The sequence below is a fragment of the Microbacterium sp. FG3 genome, assembly GCF_057809335.1.
In genome coordinates this window covers 13,784-31,715 of the sequence record NZ_JBMDJT010000009.1, presented here as the reverse complement: position 1 = coordinate 31,715, position 17,932 = coordinate 13,784, and the positions used below count along the sequence as shown (strand labels likewise).

The following is a 17,932-nucleotide window of genomic DNA, read 5'->3' as shown; positions in this document are numbered from 1 at the left end:
TATGCGGGCGGAGCGCCCGCCACCCGCGCCACGCCCGCGAGCACGCCACCGCGCACGGCGCCCCGGGCGTGTGGCGATAATGGATGGCCGTCGCACAGCAGGCGAGGAATCCACGCACGCCCGTGACGCGAGAGAGGTCCCGCATGCCCCGCCCCGCCCCCTCCGGAGCCATCGAGCGCAGCGCCGCGGAACGCGATCGCCCGGGGCTCCTCGAGGAGCTGCGCGGCGACGCCGACGCGCGCGTGCTCGTCGTGCGCGGGGACGCGGCGCCGCGCGCCGAGGGCGACGCGCCCGCGCTGGGCTGGGCGGCGCCCGACGAGGTCGCCGCCGGCGCCGAGTGGGCCTTCCTCGGCCGGGACGAGCGCGGCGCGCCCGTGCTGCTGGCCGCGTGGCACGGCGAGGGGGAACCCGTGGCGGCGCCGGCCGGGTGGGCCCCGCTGCGCGAGGTCGGGGCGGAGCTGCCGGCCGCGGAGTCCGAGGCCTTCGTCGTGGGGGTGAGCCTCGGGCGGTTCCTCGGCGAGGGCTTCTGCCCCGCCTGCGGCTCGCCCGCGCCGGTGACGCTGGCCGGGTGGGCGCGGCGCTGCACGGGCTGCGGCCGCGAGCTGTTCCCGCGCACCGACCCCGCCGTGATCGTGGCGGTCGAGAGCGAGGACGGGCAGCGGCTGCTGCTGGGCGCCAATGCGGCGTGGGGCGGGCGCATGCACTCGTGCTTCGCGGGCTTCGTGGAGGCGGGCGAATCGCTCGAATCGGCCATCCACCGCGAGATCGCGGAGGAGGCCGGCGTGCGCCTGCGCGACGTGCGCTACGCGGGATCCCAGGGCTGGCCGTACCCGCGCTCGCTCATGCTCGGCTTCCACGCCCGCGCGGTCGCGGACGGCGAGGCCCGCGCCGACGGCAGCGAGATCGTGAACGTGCGCTGGTTCACGCGAGACGAGATCCGCGAGGGGCTCGCGGGCCGCGGCGTGGGGCTCCCCGGCCGCGTCTCGATCGCGCACCGCCTGATCCGAGAGTGGGTCGAGCGCGCCGGGGGCGCGGCGTGAGCGCCCTCGACGCGCTCGACGAGCGCCAGCGCGAGGCCGCCGAGATGCTCCGGGGGCCGGTGGCCGTGCTCGCCGGCGCCGGCGCCGGCAAGACCCGCGTCATCACGCATCGCATCGCGTACGGCGTGGAGACGGGGGAGTACTCGCCCCCGCGCGTGATGGCCCTCACCTTCACGACGAAGGCCGCGGGCGAGCTGCGCGGCCGCCTGCGCGCGCTCGGCGTCGACGGCGTCGCGGCGCGCACGTTCCACTCGGCCGCGCTGGCGCAGCTGAACTTCTTCTGGCCCACCGTGGCCGGCGACGTGGCGCCGAAGATCATCGACAACAAGGTGCGGCTGCTCGCCCACGCGGCCGACGGCGTGGGGCTGAAGCCCGACACCGCCACCCTGCGCGACGTGGCCTCGCAGATCGAGTGGCGCAAGATCACGATGCGCTCGATCGATCAGTACGCGCGGCTGGAGCGCCGGGTCGGATCGATCGGTCCCGACGCGCTCGTCGCGCTGATGCGCTCGTACGAGGCGCTGAAGGACGAGCGCCGCCAGCTCGACTTCGAGGACGTGCTGCTGGCGTGCGCCGGCATGCTCGAGGCGGAGCCCCGCGTGGCCGCAGCGGTGCGCGAGCAGTACCGGCACTTCACGGTCGACGAGTACCAGGACGTCTCGCCGCTGCAGAACCGGCTGCTCGAGCTGTGGCTGGGCGAGCGCCGCGACCTGTGCGTCGTGGGCGACGCGAGCCAGACGATCTACTCCTTCGCCGGTGCCGATGCCCGCTTCCTCCTCGACTTCGAGCGGCGCCACCCGGGGGCCACCGTCGTGCGACTGGAGCGGAACTACCGCTCGGACCGCTCGGTCATCGACGCGGCCAACGCGCTCATGCGTGGCCGGCCGGGGGCCCTCACGCTCGTGCCCGCGCGCGACGAGTCGCTCTCGCCCACGCCGACGGTGACGGCCTACGCGGACGAGACGGCGGAGGCGGCGGGCGTCGCGGCCGCCATCGAGCGGCAGCTGCAGCGGGCGCGGCCCGACGAGATCGCCGTGCTGTACCGCTCGCACGCCCAGTCCGGCGTGCTGCAGCAGGCGCTCGCGGCCCGTGGCATCGCCACGACGGTGCTCGGCGGCACCCGGTTCTTCGACCTGCCCGAGGTGCGTCAGGCGGTGCTCGCGCTGCGCGGCGCCGCGGTCGCCCCGCAGCAGCACGACGACTTCGTCGACACCGTGCGCGATGTGCTGCGCAGCCTGGGGCACTCCGACGAGCCGCCGGCGGCCGGCGGCGCCCTCCGCAACGCGTGGGAGGCCCGCCAGGCGGTCGTGCGCCTGGCCGAGGAGGCACGCCCCGGCACGACGCTGCGCACCTTCGCCGACGGGCTGCTCGCGCGGGCCAAGGACCACCACGAGCCGTCGCTGCGCACCGTCACGCTCGCGACGATCCACGCCGCCAAGGGCCTGGAGTGGCCGCACGTGCACCTCGCGGGTCTCTCGGAGGGGCTGCTGCCGATCTCGTACGCGACCGGGATCGAGCAGATCGACGAGGAGCGGCGCCTGGCGTACGTCGGCATCACGCGGGCCGCGCGAACGCTGTCGCTGTCGTGGTCGCGGGGTTCGGGACGGGTGGCGCGCCAGCCGTCGCGCTTCCTGACCGAGATCGCGGGGCCTCGCTGGGCAGAAGGCGGCACAGGCATCCTGCGTGCGGTCGATGCGAGCGCCACAGCCGCCGCAGCCCCGCGTCGATCCTGACGGAGCGGGACCGGCCGTCCTCGGCCGCATCCGACACGGGCTCGTCGAGCAGACGTGCGGCGAGCGCGGCCGCCTCGATCGCCAGCGGCAGCGCGACGTCGGGCGGGCGGCGGGCGACGAGCTGGGTGACGAGCGCCGGCCACGCGGGGTCGCGGTCGCGTTCGTGCGCGGCGAGGCAGCCGAGGCAGGCGGTGCGGCCCGGCACGACGAGGGGGCCGACGTCGGCCCTGCCGCCCGCGAAGACGAGCGGCAGGTGCGGCGCGTCGGCGCGCTGCAGCGGCGCCCACTGGTGCGGCGCGACCGCGTGTGCGGCCAGCAGGACGACCGGGATCGGCTCGATCCGCCCGTCCCGCACCGCGACGGGCGGCTCGCCCGGAGCCACCCACGACGGCTCCCAGCCGCTGCCCTCGAGGCCGTCGAGCACGTCGCCCACGGCGCGCTCCGGGAAGCGGTCGGCCGCGATCACGGCCACGCGCCGCGGGTCGCCCGAGCGGCGCAGCACGGGCGAGAGGCGGTCGAGCAGGGCGTCGAGCGCCTCCCGCGGCACGCGCAGGGCCGCGGCCAGGCGCTCGAGGTGGGCGCGCTCGGTGCCGCGCTCGAGCTCGGCCACGATGCGCTCCTGCCACGGGGCCGGGTCGCGCAGCACCACGGTGCCCTCGCGGCCGAGCTGCAGCGTCGACGCGTCGCGCCAGAGGGGCACGTGAGCCGGATCGAGTCGCAGCGGAGTCATGCCGCGATTCTGTCGCCGTTACGGGGCCCGCGGGGCGTTATCCACAGAGCGGATCGCGGACGGCCCCGATCCGTGCGCCTGGGAGCGAGCCGCGCGCCGCGCGTCCCCGCCGGCCCGCGGTTCGCACCTCAGACCGCGCGCGGCCCCTCGGGCCCCTCGCCGTCGGGCCCCTGGCCGCGGTCGCCACCGTCGCTCGAGCCCTGGTCGCCCGAGCCCTCGCTACCCGAGCCGTCGTCACCCGAGCCCCGGTCGCCCGAGCCCTCTGCCCGCGGCTCCGCCGATCCCGGTTCGCCGCGCTCGGCGTCGGCCAGCAGCTGCGCGAGCGCGGCGTCCATCTCGTCGGGCTCCGGCTCGTCGCCGCGCGCCTTCGCCTCGAGCCGCGCGATGAGCCCCGACGGGTCGTCGATGTCCTCCGCCTGCGGCATGAGGTCGGGGTAGTCCCACAGCGCGTCGCGCGCCGAGACGCCGACCGCCTCGGTGACGGCGCGCCACATGGCGGCGGCCTCGCGCAGGCGGCGCGGGCGCAGCTGCAGGCCGACGAGCGCGGCGAGCGCGTCCTCGGCCGGACCGCCGGCCGCGCGGCGCCGGCGGATCGTCTCCGCGATCCGCTCCAGATCGGGCATGCGGCTCGTCGCGTCGGCCGTGACGACGTCCACCCAGCCCTCGATGAGGGCGAGCAGGTTCTCGAGCCGCGTGAGCGCGAGCCGCTGCGCCTCGGACTGCTGGGGCAGCAGCGCGCCGCTCTGCAGCGCGTCGCGCAGCTCGCCGGGGTCCTGCGGGTCGAAGCGCGAGGCGAGCTCCTCGAGCCGCTCCACGTCGATGTCCACGCCGCGGGCGTACTCGGTCACCTGCGCGATCACCTGCAGGCGCAGCCACTTGGCGTGGCGGAACAGGCGGGCGTGCGCGAGCTCGCGCGCCGCGACGTAGATCGCGAGCTGGTCGTCGGGGATCTCGAGCCCGCGGCCCAGGTCGGCGAAGTTCTGCGGCAGGATCACGGCGCTGCCGGCCGGCATGACGGGCACGCCCACGTCGCCGCCCGAGATCACCTCGAGCGAGAGGCGGCCGATGACCTGGCCGAACTGCGCGGCGAAGAGCTGGCCGCCGATGCCGCGGATGAGCCGTCCCGCACCCTCGAGCAGGGGCCGCAGCTCCTCGGGCGACTGCGTGCGCAGCGCCTCGATGAGTGCGTCGGCGATGCTCGTGGCCACGGGCTCGGCGAGCTCCTGCCACACGGGCAGCGTGAGCTCCACCCAGTCGCCGCGGGTGATGGCGCGCGGGGTCTCCGTGAGCTCCGAGATCGCCGTCGCCTCGCCGAGCCACAGGTTCGCGAGCGCGAAGGCCTGGTCCAGGTCGGTGCGCTGCCCGTCGGTCACGCCCCTGCCGTCCTGGTTCGCGATGTGCAGCGCGCTGCGCCTCGTCGCGTCCCACGAGATGCCGTCGCCCGCCGAGGCGAACGCGCGCTGCATCTGCTGCATCATCTGCTGCAGCATGGCGGGGTCGAACGGCATGCCGCCCGCGCCGTCGCCCATCGCCTCCGAGAGCCGCCGCAGCTGCTCGGGATCGAGGGAGCCGCCGGGAAGGCCGCCGGGCATTCCCTCGAACATCCGCCGCAGGAACTCGGGCAGGTCGTCATCCGGTCGGGGATCGTCCTGGGACACGTCAGCCGCCTCTCGTGTGCGCCGTATCAGCCGGCCAGAAGGTATGCGTTCTACGCTAGTCGCGCCGTCGTCGCCCGGCACGTCGGGCGGATCATCCGCCTTACGCCCGGCGCGAACGGCCACGAACCACAGGGAGATGGCACGCGCGTGAGCCTGTTCGACGAGCCGGGGGAGCAGCCCCGACCCACCCCGCTGTCGGCACTCAGGCGGATGCCGCGACGCACCGCGATCGGAGCCGTGTCGCTCGCGATCGCGCTCGTCGTGCTCTTCGCGCTGACCCTGATGCCGTCGGCGTACGTGATCCAGCAGCCGGGGCCGGTCTACAACACGATCGGCACGGCGCAGAATGCCGAGGGCGAGGACGTGCCGCTCATCGAGGTGGACGGCGCCGAGACCTACGAGACCGGCGGCAGCCTCGACCTCACCACCGTGCAGGTCGTCGGCAACCGCGAGTGGACGCCCCGCTGGATCCAGCTCGCCGCGGCCTGGCTCGACCCGTCGAAGGCCGTCGTGCCGCTCGACTCGGTCTTCCCGCAGGGCACGACGAGCGAGCAGCGCACCGAGCAGAACGCCATGCTCATGGTCGACTCCCAGGCCGACGCCACGGCGGCCGCGCTGCGCCAGCTCGGCTACGACATCGGCTCCCGCATCCAGGTCGTCTCGCTCACCGACGAATCGCCCGCGCGCGGCGCGCTGCGCGAGGGCGACGTGATCACGACCGCCGACGGCGAGGACGTGACCGACGTCACCCGGCTGCGCGAGCTGATCCAGGCGAGCGAGGGCGAGCCGATCGAGATCGGCTACCTGCGCGACGGCGAGCCGGGCGCGGCCGAGATCACGCCGACCCGGGCGGTCATCGACGGCGCGGAGGCATGGGCGATCGGCGTGAGTCTGACGACCGACTACGACGACTTCCCCGTCGACGTGCACATCCAGCTCGACAACGTGGGCGGCCCGAGCGCCGGCACGATGTTCGCGCTGGGGATCATCGACGTGCTGACGCCGGGGGAGGCCACGGGCGGCGAGGACATCGCGGGCACCGGGACGATCGACGGCGCGGGCGAGGTCGGGCCGATCGGCGGCATCCGCCAGAAGCTGCACGGTGCGCGCGCCGCGGGCGCCGAGTGGTTCCTCGCCCCGCGCGACAACTGCGACCAGGTCGTGGGGCACGAGCCGGACGGGCTGACCGTCGTGTCGATCGCGACGCTCGACGAGGCCGTCGACGCGGTCGAGGCGATCGCGGACGGCGACGCGGACGGGCTTCCGTCCTGCACCGCCGGCTGATCCGCCCTGGGGGAATCCCCCGTATCCGCGTCGGGGTGCCCGGCTCGTGCCCCCGGCCGTTTCGGCCCGCCTAGGATGACAGGGTGACCTCGACCTCAGCGCCGACGCCGGCCACAGCTCCCAGTCCCTTCCGACGCGTGGTGACGATCTCGCTCGTCGTGATCGCCGCGCTCGTCGGAGCGTTCTTCGTCTTCGCGACGCTGTACGCCGACTTCCTCTGGTACGAGCAGCTGGGATTCGACTCCGTGCTGCTGACGCAGTGGACGGGGCGGGCGCTGATGTTCGTGATCGGCTTCGTCGGCATGGCCGCGCCGATCTGGGCGTCGATCTTCCTCGCCTACCGCATGCGGCCCGTGTACGCGCGCCTCAGCTCGCAGCTGGACCGCTACCAGGAGGTCGTCGAGCCGCTGCGTCGCCTCGCGATGTGGGGCATCCCCGTGTTCTTCGGCTTCTTCGCCGGCTTCGCCGCCTCGGCGCAGTGGGAGTCGGCGGCGCTGTGGCTCAACGGCGTGTCGACGGGCGAGGTCGACCCCGAGTTCGGCATCGACACGGGCTTCTACATGTTCGCCATGCCGTTCTACACCGGCGTGGTGGCGTTCGCCTCCGCCGCCGTGCTGCTCAGCTTCGTGATGACGGCGATCGTGTCGTACCTGTACGGCTCGGTCCGCATCGGCCAGGGCGAGCTGCGCATCTCGAAGCCGGCGCGCATCCAGATCGCGGTGACCGCCGCGGTCTACATCCTCCTCCAGGCCGTGAGCCTGTTCCTCGACCGCTTCAACACCCTCGTGGCGCCGAACGACCGCATCACCGGTCCCGGCTACACGGGCGTGAACGCGCAGATCCCCGGTCTGACGATCCTCTCCATCGCCGCGATCGTCGTGGCCGCCCTGTTCATCGTCACCGCGATCATCGGCCGCTGGCGCCTGCCGCTGGCGGGCACGGCGCTGCTGCTCGTCACGGCGCTCGTCGTGGGCATCGGCTACCCGTGGGTCGTCAACACCATCCAGGTGCAGCCGAACCAGCTCTCGATGGAGCGCGAGTACTACCAGCGCAACGTCGACATGACGCGCGAGGCCTACGGAATCGACGACATCAGCACCACGGAGTACCGGGCCGAGACGACGACCGAGGCCGGTCAGCTGCGCGACGACGCCGAGACGACCGCCTCGCTGCGCCTGATGGATCCGGGCGTCGTGAGCCCCACGGTCCGCCAGCTCGAGCAGCGGTTCCCGTACTACTCCTTCCAGCCCAACCTCGACGTGGACCGCTACGAGATCGACGGCGAGTCGCAGGACACCGTCGTGGCCGTCCGCGAGCTGAACCAGGGCCAGCTCGAGAGCCAGACGTGGGAGAACGTCGCCACGGTCTACACGCACGGCTACGGGCTCGTGGCCATGAAGGGCAACGAGCGCACGGCCGACGGCGGTCCCGTCTTCCTCGAGAACGGCATCCCGTCGACGGGCGTGTTCAGCGAGATGGAGTACGAGCCGCGCATCTACTTCGGCGAGAGCTCGCCCGAGTACTCGATCGTGGGCGCGCCGGAGGGCGCGGAGCCGCGCGAGCTCGACTACGCGCGCGGGGACGAGTCGAACCAGACCCGCACGACGTTCGAGGGGGACGGCGGGCCGAACGTCGGCAATCTGCTGAACAAGATCGTGTACGCGCTGAAGTTCCAGTCGGAGGAGATCTTCCTCTCGCAGTACGTGAACGAGGAGTCGCAGATCCTCTACGACCGCGATCCCGCCACGCGCGTGCAGAAGGCGGCGCCGTACCTCACGATCGACAGCGACCCGTACCCGAGCGTCGTCGACGGCCGCGTCGTGTGGATCGTCGACGCGTACACGACGAGCGCCTCGTACCCGTACTCGTCGACCGTGAGCCTGTCGGACGCCATCAGCGACTCGAACGTGCCCCAGCCGCAGCTGCTGATCGACGAGATCAACTACATCCGCAACTCGGTCAAGGCGACCGTCGACGCGTACGACGGATCGGTCACGCTCTACGCGTGGGAGGAGGAGGACCCGGTCCTCCAGGCGTGGCAGAAGGTGTACCCCGCCACGGTGGAGCCGCTCGACGCGATGAGCAGCGAGCTCATGAGCCACGTGCGCTACCCGACCGACCTGTTCAAGGTGCAGCGCGCCATGCTCGGCACCTACCACGTGGAGGACGCGGCCAGCTTCTACAACCGCGACAACATCTGGGCCACGCCCGCCGATCCTCAGGACGACGCGGTCAAGCAGCCGCCGTACTACCTGACGATGCGGATGCCGGATCAGGACGAGCCGTCGTACTCGCTGTTCACGTCGTTCATCCCGCCGGGGACGGGCGAGAACAGCCGCAACGTGCTGCTCGGCTATCTCTCCGTCGACGCGGATGCCGGCTCCGAGCCGGGCGCGAAGCGCGAGGGCTACGGCGAGCTGCGGCTCCTCGAGGTCTCGAGCGACACGACCGTGGCCGGACCCGGCCAGATGCAGAACAACTTCAACGCCGACCCGGCCAGCGCCGACGAGCGCAACCAGCTGCAGATCGGCGACTCGGAGCTCGTGCTCGGGAACCTGCTGACCCTCCCGGTCGGCGGCGGCTTCCTGTACGTGGAGCCGGTGTACGTGCAGTCGAAGACCGGCACGTCGTTCCCGCGCCTGCAGAAGGTGTTCGTGGCGTTCGGCGACGAGATCGCCTTCGAGAACACCCTGGCCGAAGCGCTGGACGCGATATTCGGGGGAGACTCCGGATCCGAGACGGGCGACGAGGACATCGATCCCGTCGATCCGACCGAGGGCGCGACGGATCCCGATCAGGGCGGCACGGCCGACCCGACCGAGGCGGAGGCCCGCGAGGCCGCCCTCGCGGACGCCGCGGAGGCACTGGAGGCGAAGAACGCCGCGCTGGAGGAGGGCGACATGGTCGCGTATGCCGAGGCCGACGAGCGCCTCATGGACGCCCTGCAGCGCCTGTTCGACCTCGAGGCGGCCCCGGAGGGCACCGAGGAATAACCCTCGTCCGACCCTCCGCGAAACAGCATCTGCGCGCCGAGACAGTGGCTTCTGACCACCGTCTCGGCGCGCAGTTGCTGTCTCACCGGGTGGGGGATCGGGCCCGATTGGCGCACTCCGAAAACCCGTGCTAGGCTTGTCTCTTGTGCCGCGGGGTGGAGCAGTTCGGTAGCTCGCCGGGCTCATAACCCGGAGGCCGCAGGTTCAAATCCTGCCCCCGCAACAAAGAAGGCCCGGATCCGCTTGGATCCGGGCCTTCTGCTTTGCCTGGCGGCGGCCCGCGCGGGGCCGCCGTGGGCCTTCGCGTGCGAGGATGGGCGCATGTCCAGCCCGGCCGAGCAGAGCGCGCCGCACCGCAACGAGACGCCCGCGGAGCGCGATGACCGCAACTGGATCGAGGCGCTGCAGGAGCTGCGCGTGCTGCAGACCGGCACGCAGATCCTCACGGGCTTCCTGCTCGCTCTGGCGTTCCAGCCGGCGTTCGCCGAGCTGAACCCCGGGCAGCGCGTGTTCTACCTCGTGCTCATCGTGCTGGCGGGCCTGAGCGCCGTCATCGCCCTCGCGCCGGTGGCGCTGCACCGCATCGCCTTCCGCGGCGGCATGAAGCGCACCGTGGTCTCCTACGGGCACGCGGCGCTGCTGACGGCCCTGCTCATCGTCTCGGCGCTGCTCGTGGGCGTCGTGGGATTCGTGTTCGAGGTGGTCCTCGGCGACACCGCCGCCTGGATCGCCGGATCGGTGCTGGCCGCGTTCGTCGTGGTGCTGTGGTTCGTCGCGCCGCTGCTGCTGCGGGCGCGCCGGACGGGAGGGGAGTCATGAGCGGATCGGTGGGCGTGGCGGCGGGCCAGTTCGCGCCCGGCGCCGACAAGGCGGCCAACCTCGCCGAGATCGAGCGGCTCGCGCGCGAGGCGCGGGAGCGCGGTGCGCGCGTGGCGCTGTTCCCCGAGTACTCGAGCTACTTCGTGAACCCGATGGATCCGACCCTCGCGCGCCACGCCGAGCCGGTCGACGGGCCCTTCACGGCGCGGCTGGCGGCGCTGGCGGGCGAGCTCGGCATGACGCTCGTGGCGGGGCTCATCGAGCAGGCCGGCGACGGCCGGGTGCGCAACACCGCCGTGGCCGTGGACGGCTCCGGCGTCGTGGCGCTGTACCGCAAGCAGCACCTGTACGACGCGTTCGGGCAGCGCGAGTCGGAGTGGGTGGAGCCCGGCGCGCCGCACGAGCCGCAGACGTTCGCGATCGACGGCCTGACCTTCGGGCTCATGACCTGCTACGACCTGCGCTTCCCGGAGATCTCGCGCACGATCGTCGACGCGGGCGCCGATGTGCTGCTCGTGCCGGCGGAGTGGGTGCGCGGCCCGCTCAAGGAGCACCACTGGACGACGCTGCTCGCGGCGCGCGCGATCGAGAACACGATCTTCGTGGTCGCGGCCGACCATCCGGCCCCGATCGGCGTCGGCCGCTCGGCCGTGCTCGATCCGCAGGGCGTGACGCTCGCCGGCCTCGGGCCCGAGCCCGGGCTGGCCGTAGCGTGGCTGGACCGCGAGGCGATCGTCCGCACCCGCCGGGTCAACCCGGCCCTCGAGCTGCGCCGCTACCGCGTCGAGCCGCGCTGACCCCCCGGCGGGCACGCTTGCGGTGGTCGCTTCATCTTCGTTCGCTGACGCTCACTTCGTTCAGCAACCGATGAGCGCTACCCGATCGGTTGCTGAACGGAGCGGCCGCAGGCCGCGGAGATGAAGCGACCACGGCAAGCTCAGCGGCTCAGGCGAAGGCCGCCTGCAGGCGCGCGGCGGCGTCCTCGAGCACCTCGATGCGCTTGCAGGCCGCGAAGCGCACGAGCGTGGCGCACTCGGCCCGGCGCGCGGGCGTGACGAACGCCGTGAGCGGCACGCCGGCCACGCCGGCCCGCTGCGGCAGCGCGCGGCAGAACTCGGCGGCGTCGGTCGCGCCCAGCGGCGCGGCGTCGGCGACCGTGAAGTACGAGCCCTGCGGGTCGAACACCTCGAACCCGGCGGCGCGCAGCCCGGCGCCCAGCACGTCCTTCTTGCGGCGCATGTCGTCGGCGAGCCCGCGGAAGAACGCGTCCGGCAGCCTCAGCCCCACGGCGATCGCCGGCTGGAACGCCGAGCCGTTCACGTACGTCAGGTACTGCTTCACGGTGAGCACGGCGGTGAGCAGATCGGCCGGCCCCGTGATCCAGCCGATCTTCCATCCGGTGGTGCGGAACGTCTTGCCCGCCGACGAGATCGTGAGCGTGCGCTCGCGGGCCTCCGGCAGCGTGGCGATCGGCACGTGCCGCTCGCCGAACACGAGGTGCTCGTAGACCTCGTCGGTGAGGATGATCGCGTCGTGACGCTCGGCGAGCCGCGCGATGTGCGCGCGCGTCTCGGCCGAGAAGACCGCGCCCGTGGGGTTGTGCGGATCGTTCACGAGGATCACGCGCGTGCGGTCGGTGACGGCGGCGGTCAGCTCGTCGAGGTCGGGCTGGAATCCGGGCGCGCGCAGCGGCACGGTGCGCAGCGTGGCGCCGGACAGCGCCACGCACGCCGCGTAGGAGTCGTAGTACGGCTCGAACACGACGACCTCGTCCTCGGGGCCGTCGACGAGCGCGAGCAGCGCCGCCGCGAGCGCCTCCGTGGCGCCGGCCGTCACGAGCACCTCGGTGGCGGGGTCGAGCTCGATGCCGTAGAAGCGGCGCTGGTGCGCCGCGATGGCCTCGAGCAGCGCGGGCACGCCGCGGCCCGGCGGGTACTGGTTGGCGCCGTCGGCGATCGCGCGCCTGGCGGCCTCGAGCACCTCGGCGGGCCCGTCCTCGTCGGGGAAGCCCTGGCCCAGATTGACCGCGCCCGTGCGGGCCGCGAGGGCCGACATCTCTGCGAAGATGGTGGCGGCGACCGAGCCGTCGCCGCCGAGGAGTCCTGCACCGGCGGCGGTGCGCCGCCAGGCACCGGGTACGGATCGCATCGTCCCAGGCTACCGTCGGGGCCGCGAGGGGCGGCCCTCGACCCCTCACGGAGACGTCAGAAGCGGGACATAGCAAGCGCAAAGGTTGACGGATCACCCTGGAGGGGACTCGTCAGAAGGAGCACCCGATGGACAACCAGGTACCCGGCGCCGGCAACGACAGCGCATCGGCTGAGAACGGCACGCCCGAGGCGCGCGCGTCGCACGTGGTCCCGCCGCGGCCGATGATGTCGGCCGCCGACGCGGCCGCCCGGCACGCGGCGCCGCCGACGTTCTCGCCGTCGTGGGCCTCCGCTCGGGCCGACGAGCACCCGACGGTGCCGCTGACCGGCGCGACCGCCGAGCTGCCGCCGTTCATCGCGCCCGAGGACCGCGTGGGCGCGGACGCGCCGGGGGACGGCGTGCGGGCGGGCGCGCCGGAGGACCGGCCCGCCGAGAAGAAGCGCCGCGGGGGGCTGCTCGTGGGCGCGCTGCTGGCGGCCGCCGTCGTCGGCGGGGCGTCGGGACTGGGTGGCACGTACGTGGGGACGCAGCTGTGGGCGACGCCCGCGGCCACCGGCGGATCGGACAGCCCGTCGTCCATCACGGTGAACAACCCCGGATCGGTGAACGAGGCCACGGCCATCGCGACCGAGGCGCTGCCGAGCACCGTGACGATCTCGGTGACGACCGGCGACTCGGGCGGCAGCGGCACCGGCGTGGTGCTCAGCGAGGACGGCTACGTCGTGACGAACACGCACGTGGTCACCCTCGGTGGCGCGTCGGCCGACGGCACCATCCGCGTCACCGACTCGGACGGGCGCATCTACGACGCCGAGATCGTCGGCACCGACCCCGTCTACGACCTGGCCGTCATCAAGCTCGAGGGCGCCGAGGGCATGACGCCCATCGAGTTCGCCGACTCGTCGAAGCTGAACGTGGGCGACACGACGGTCGCGATCGGCGCGCCGCTCGGGCTGCCGAACACCGTGACCACGGGCATCGTGAGTGCGCTCAACCGCAGCATCCAGATCGCCTCGGCGGCCGCGCCCGACAGCCCGGACGAGCCGCAGGACTCGGACGGGGGATCGGGGGAGGACTCGCCGTTCTTCTTCGACATCCCGGGGCAGGAGAACCAGGGCAACGCGAACGAGACCATCTCGATCGCGGTGATCCAGACCGACGCCGCCATCAACCCGGGCAACTCCGGCGGTGCGCTCGTGAACTCCGAGGGGCAGCTGATCGGCATCAACGTGGCGATCGCGACGGCGTCGGGCAGCACCACGGAGGAGTCCGGATCGGTCGGCATCGGCTTCTCGATCCCGTCCAACGTGGTCGAGCGGGTCACGGGCGAGATCATCGAGAACGGCACGGCCAGCCACGGCCTGCTCGGGGCGAGCGTGACGAGCGCGGCGGCCTACGAGGACGCCGAGATCGAGGGCGCCCTGATCGCCGAGCTGGTGCGCGGCGGCGCGGCGGCCGAGGCGGGGCTGCGCGAGGGCGACATCGTCACCGAGTTCAACGGCGTGCCGATCACGAGCTCCACCGACCTCACCGCCCAGGTGCGCGCGGCCGCGGGCGGCAGCGACGCCACGCTCACCTATGTGCGCGACGGCGAGGCGCACACGGTCGACGTCACGCTGGGCACGCTCGAGTAGGGCGCCCTTCGAGGAAGACGCCGCTTCGCGAGATAGTCTCGCGAAGTGGCGTCTTCGTTTTCGTTCGGTGCGGGCAACGCGGCGAAGCTGCTGCGTGCGCCCCTGTACCTGCTGGGACGCCTCGTCACCCTCGTCGTGCGGCGCGGCCGGCGCTGGGTCTTCGGCTGTGGCGCCGGCATCGGCGACGGGCCGCTCGCGCTGTGGCGGGTGGCGGCGGCCGAGGGCGTGGACGCCGTGTGGCTCGTCCGCTCGGACGCGGAGGAGCGCGCCGCCGCCGAGGCCGGCATCCCCACGCTGCGGCGCGACTCGCTGCGCGGGTTCTGGGCGACGGCCCGCGCGCGGGTGCTCGTCGTGGCATACGGGCTGGGAGATGTGAACCCGTACGCCGTCTCCGGCGCGTTCGTCGTGCAGCTGTGGCACGGCATCCCGCTCAAGCGCATCGGCCTCGACTCGCCCGAGACGCTGCGCAGCCCGATCCCCGTCGCCGCGGGCGCGATCAGCCGCCTGCTCGGCCTGCTGTACCGCGCGTCGCAGCGGCGGATCGACGTGCTGCCGGCCGCCTCGCACCTCGTGCGCGGCCGCCTGGAGTCGGCCTTCGGCCTGCCCGGCGACCGCGTCGTCGTGACGGGGGAGCCGCGGGTCGACCCGCTCTCGGCCGGCACCGCCGCCGAGCGGCGCGACCGAGCCCGCGCGGCGCTGCGCGCGGCCGCGGGGCCTCTCGAGGACACCACGCCCGTCGTCCTGTACGCGCCCACGTGGCGCGACGGGGCGCCGGATCCGGCCGTGCCGACGGCGGCCGACTGGGAGCGGGTCCGAGACGCCCTCGAGCGCCACGACGCCGTGCTGCTCGTGCGCTCGCACCGGCTGGGGGCGGGCGAGTACGTGCCGCCGTTCGCGACGGATCGGGTGCGCGCGCTCGGATCCGATGTGCTGGGCGACATCACGGCGGCGCTGCCCGGCGTGGACGTGCTCGTGACCGATTACTCGTCGCTCGCGTACGACGCGGGGCTCGTGCCGCTGCCGGTGCTGTTCCTCGCGCCGGACGAGGACGACTACGCCGCGCGGCGCGGCTTCTACGGCACCTACGCCGACGTGGCAGGGCCCGATCCGTCCCGCACGTGGCCGCAGCTGCTCGCGCAGCTGGACGCGGTGCTCGCCGATCCGCGCGCGCGGGCGGAGCGCGTGGCGCGGTCCGAGGCGCTGAGCGCCCGCGTGCACGCGTATCGTGACGGACGGAACACGCGCCGCCTGTACGACATCGTGCGGGCGCGACTGGATGGGCGGAGCGGACCGCCGACGGAAGGCAGCGAATGACGACGGCCCGGTTCATCCCCGACGGACCCGAGCTTCTCATCGAGGGCGAGGGGCCTCGGCCGGAGAGTGCGACCCTCACCGGCCCCCGCGCCGCGGTGACCGGGCGCCTCACGGGGCGCGGCAAGACGTGGAAGGCGCGCTTCGCCCTCACGGTCTCGCGCTGGGGCGGACCGGCGCTGCCGCTGCCGTCGGGCACCTACCGGGTCGAGATCGCCGGGCAGCGCGTGGCCCTGAGCCTGCCGCTCACGATGCTGCCGGGGCTGCGCGCCTCGGCGGTCGAGAGCGAGGTGGAGATCGGCGCGCCGATCGACCCGGCGTACGACTCGCCCGAGGGTCAGCGAGCGCTCGAGCTGCGGTACGCCACGCACGAGACGCCGCTCGAGAACGCCGTGTTCTTCGAGAGCTTCTACGGCAGCGCGGCGGGCTGCAACCCGCTCGCGATCGACCGTGAGCTCTCGCGCGTGGCGCCCGGAGTGACCCGGTACTGGAGCGTGGTCGACCGCTCGGTGCGGGTTCCGGAGGGTGCGACCGCCGTCGTGGAGGGCACGCCGGAGTGGTGGCGCGCGCGGGGCGCGGCGCGGCTGCTCGTCGTCAACGACTGGCTGCGCCGGCGCTACGCGCGCCGCGCGGGGCAGCGCGTGCTGCAGACGTGGCACGGCACGCCGCTCAAGCGGCTCGCGCTGCATCGGCCGGGCTTCCAGCCGCGGCGGTGGGGCGCGGTCGTCAAGGAGTCGCGACGGTGGGACGTGCTGCTCGCGCAGAACACGTACGCCGAGCGCATCCTGCGCAAGGCATACGCCTTCCTCGGTCGCCCGGTGTGGGTCGAGGGCTATCCGCGCAACGACGTGCTCGTGACCGGTGGGGGCGACGAAGCGCGCGCGTCGCTCGGGATCGGGCCGGACGAGCGGGTGCTGCTGTACGCGCCCACGTGGCGGGACGACCGGCTCGAGATGGTCGACTTCATCGATCCCGCCCGACTCGCGGCCGACACGGGATCCGTCGTGCTCGTGCGCGGGCACTCCCGCACGCTGCGGCCCGGCCAGGACGTCACGGGCCCCCGCGTCGTCGACGTCACGGGCTACCCCGACACAGCCAGCCTGCTGCTCGTGGCCGACGCGCTCGTGACCGACTACTCCTCGGTGATGTTCGACTACTCCGTCACCGGCAAGCCGATGTACTTCCTCGTGCCCGACCTCGAGCACTACCGGGGCCGGCTGCGCGGCTTCTACTTCGACCTCGCGGCGCGGGCGCCCGGCCCGCTCGTGCGCACGTACGACGAGCTCCTCGGGGCGCTCGGAGACGACCCGGCGGCCTACGCCGGGCGGTACGACGCGTGGCGGCGCCAGTTCAACGCGCGCGACGACGGCCGCGCGTCCGAGCGCGTCGTCGCCCGCCTGTTCGACCAGGGCTTCCTCGACCGCGCCTGACGCGGTCCGCCGGCCGGCCGGCCTACGGCAGCGGGGTGTTGCGTCCGGAGAGGCGCGAGGTGTCGACCGTGTCGTGGGCGCCGCGCAGCACGCCGCGCAGGAAGCCCACGCCCCACGCGAGGTGCATCGTGGGCAGCACGGTGAGGGTCCACAGCTTGTCGCGCCAGCCCGTGCCTCCGCCCCTGCCGGCCGCCACCACGGCGACGAGGCCGATGTAGGCCAGTACCGGCAGGTACAGCACCGATGCGATCACCGCCCACAGCCCCGAGAGCGCGCGCGTGAGCTGCAGCGCACCGAGCACGATCGCGGCGAGCACCGCGAGCACGAGCACGGGAGGTGCGAAGAACCGCAGGGAGTTGCGCAGCCCGTAGCGGCGCACGAGCTCGCCGCGCCACGTGCCCGTGGCGTGGAACTGCCGGGCGAGGCGCACCCAGCTGTCGCGGGGCCAGTACGTCACCGAGAGCTCGGGATCGAACCACACCCGGTAGCCGGCGGAGCGGATCCGCAGGTTCAGCTCCCAGTCCTCGCCGCGGCGGATCGTCTCGTCGAAGCCGCCGACCTCCTCGATCACGGCGCGGCGCATGACGCCCAGGTAGGCCGACTCGGCCTCGCCCTCGCGCCGGCCGCCGTGGTACGCGCCGCCGCCCAGGCCGATGGGGGAGTTGTAGGCCCGCGCCACCGCGCGCTGGAAGGGCGTGCGCCCCTCGGCGTGCATGACCCCGCCCACGTTGGCCGCGCCGGTGCGGCGCAGCGTCTCGAGCGCGCGGGCCGTGTATCCGGGAGCGAGCTCGGAGTGCGCGTCGACGCGCACGATCGTCGGGTGCCGGCTGGCGCCGATGGCGCGATTCAGGCCAACGGGGATGTCGGCGGCGGGGTTGTCGACGAGCACGATCCGCTCGTCCTCCTCGGCCAGCTGGCGCGCGAGGTCGTTCGTGCCGTCCGACGACGGGCCGAGCGCCAGCACCAGCTCGACGGGGCCGTCGACCTCCTGCTCGAGCACGGTCTCGACGGCGCGCCGCAGGTACGCGCGCTCGTTGAGCACGGGCATCACGAACGAGACGCCGCTGCCGGGCGGGGGCACCGGGGCGCTGCGCCGGGGGACGCGGGCGCGGCCGGTCTCCGGGACGCTGTGCATGGCTCGATCATCGC

12 protein-coding genes and 1 tRNA gene are annotated in these 17,932 nt (G+C 73.6%); 10 read left to right on the top strand and 3 right to left on the bottom strand.

Translation table 11 applies throughout. The features are described from left to right. Positions 1-143 precede the first annotated feature (143 nt). A complete protein-coding gene (nudC, locus tag ACODR5_RS04910; RefSeq protein ID WP_488982916.1) occupies positions 144-1,040 on the top strand; it encodes an NAD(+) diphosphatase in 897 nt (298 codons plus the stop codon). Beyond that, positions 1,037-2,773, top strand: coding sequence for an ATP-dependent helicase (locus ACODR5_RS04905; protein WP_488982915.1), 1,737 nt, complete (start codon positions 1,037-1,039; stop codon positions 2,771-2,773). Before nudC ends, ACODR5_RS04905 begins: the two co-directional genes overlap by 4 nt. A gap of 858 nt (positions 2,774-3,631) precedes the next feature. Here the strand turns inward: ACODR5_RS04905 and ACODR5_RS04900 are convergent. Then, positions 3,632-5,107 carry a zinc-dependent metalloprotease gene (locus ACODR5_RS04900; RefSeq protein ID WP_488982940.1) on the bottom strand — a complete coding sequence of 492 codons (1,476 nt, stop codon included), beginning with the start codon at positions 5,105-5,107 and terminating at the stop codon, positions 3,632-3,634. A gap of 201 nt (positions 5,108-5,308) precedes the next feature. Between ACODR5_RS04900 and ACODR5_RS04895 the strand changes: the two genes are divergently transcribed. From ACODR5_RS04895 to ACODR5_RS04875, 5 genes are all read left to right on the top strand, one after another. Next, entirely contained in the window at positions 5,309-6,445 is a 1,137-nt protein-coding gene (locus ACODR5_RS04895) for a YlbL family protein (RefSeq protein ID WP_488982914.1), read from the top strand. Between the two features lie 83 nt (positions 6,446-6,528). Further along, on the top strand, positions 6,529-9,438 hold the full coding sequence (locus tag ACODR5_RS04890; RefSeq protein WP_488982913.1) for a UPF0182 family membrane protein: 2,910 nt from the start codon (positions 6,529-6,531) through the stop codon (positions 9,436-9,438). 149 nt (positions 9,439-9,587) lie between these two features. Beyond that, a tRNA-Met gene (locus ACODR5_RS04885) sits at positions 9,588-9,661 on the top strand. A gap of 98 nt (positions 9,662-9,759) precedes the next feature. Beyond that, entirely contained in the window at positions 9,760-10,257 is a 498-nt protein-coding gene (locus ACODR5_RS04880; protein ID WP_449853356.1) for a DUF6328 family protein, read from the top strand. Continuing rightward, positions 10,254-11,054 (top strand): carbon-nitrogen hydrolase family protein, encoded by an 801-nt coding sequence (locus ACODR5_RS04875; protein WP_488982912.1) that lies wholly within the window; start codon positions 10,254-10,256, stop codon positions 11,052-11,054. Before ACODR5_RS04880 ends, ACODR5_RS04875 begins: the two co-directional genes overlap by 4 nt. 148 nt (positions 11,055-11,202) lie before the next feature. On the opposite strand, the gene ACODR5_RS04870 is transcribed toward ACODR5_RS04875, so the two are convergent. Further along, a complete protein-coding gene (locus ACODR5_RS04870; RefSeq protein WP_488982911.1) occupies positions 11,203-12,405 on the bottom strand; it encodes a pyridoxal phosphate-dependent aminotransferase in 1,203 nt (400 codons plus the stop codon). 128 nt (positions 12,406-12,533) lie between these two features. Here ACODR5_RS04870 and ACODR5_RS04865 point away from each other — a divergent pair, with 128 nt between their 5' ends. The 3 genes from ACODR5_RS04865 to ACODR5_RS04855 are packed head-to-tail and all read left to right on the top strand — an operon-like array spanning position 12,534 to position 16,783. Beyond that, complete coding sequence (locus tag ACODR5_RS04865) at positions 12,534-14,042, top strand: S1C family serine protease (protein WP_460818329.1); 1,509 nt, start codon at positions 12,534-12,536, stop codon at positions 14,040-14,042. Between the two features lie 45 nt (positions 14,043-14,087). Next, positions 14,088-15,356 carry a CDP-glycerol glycerophosphotransferase family protein gene (locus ACODR5_RS04860; RefSeq protein ID WP_488982910.1) on the top strand — a complete coding sequence of 423 codons (1,269 nt, stop codon included), beginning with the start codon at positions 14,088-14,090 and terminating at the stop codon, positions 15,354-15,356. Further along, the gene (locus ACODR5_RS04855) at positions 15,353-16,783 is read left to right on the top strand and encodes a CDP-glycerol glycerophosphotransferase family protein (RefSeq protein WP_488982909.1); all 1,431 of its coding nucleotides are present in this window, start codon (positions 15,353-15,355) and stop codon (positions 16,781-16,783) included. The genes ACODR5_RS04860 and ACODR5_RS04855 overlap by 4 nt, the downstream gene beginning before the upstream one ends. A 22-nt stretch (positions 16,784-16,805) precedes the next feature. Here ACODR5_RS04855 and ACODR5_RS04850 read toward each other — a convergent pair whose 3' ends face one another. After that, entirely contained in the window at positions 16,806-17,918 is a 1,113-nt protein-coding gene (locus ACODR5_RS04850; protein WP_488982908.1) for a glycosyltransferase family 2 protein, read from the bottom strand. Positions 17,919-17,932 lie beyond the last annotated feature (14 nt).

Excerpts from the sequence above, each read along its gene's own strand:
- ACODR5_RS04850 (WP_488982908.1), bottom strand. The coding sequence starts at position 17,918 with ATGCACAGCGTCCCGGAGACCGGCCGCGCCCGCGTCCCCCGGCGCAGC.
- ACODR5_RS04870 (WP_488982911.1), bottom strand. The coding sequence starts at position 12,405 with ATGCGATCCGTACCCGGTGCCTGGCGGCGCACCGCCGCCGGTGCAGGA.
- nudC (WP_488982916.1), top strand. The coding sequence starts at position 144 with ATGCCCCGCCCCGCCCCCTCCGGAGCCATCGAGCGCAGCGCCGCGGAA.
- ACODR5_RS04875 (WP_488982912.1), top strand. The coding sequence starts at position 10,254 with ATGAGCGGATCGGTGGGCGTGGCGGCGGGCCAGTTCGCGCCCGGCGCC.
- ACODR5_RS04900 (WP_488982940.1), bottom strand. The coding sequence starts at position 5,107 with ATGTTCGAGGGAATGCCCGGCGGCCTTCCCGGCGGCTCCCTCGATCCC.
- ACODR5_RS04855 (WP_488982909.1), top strand. The coding sequence starts at position 15,353 with ATGACGACGGCCCGGTTCATCCCCGACGGACCCGAGCTTCTCATCGAG.
- ACODR5_RS04880 (WP_449853356.1), top strand. The coding sequence starts at position 9,760 with ATGTCCAGCCCGGCCGAGCAGAGCGCGCCGCACCGCAACGAGACGCCC.
- ACODR5_RS04865 (WP_460818329.1), top strand. The coding sequence starts at position 12,534 with ATGGACAACCAGGTACCCGGCGCCGGCAACGACAGCGCATCGGCTGAG.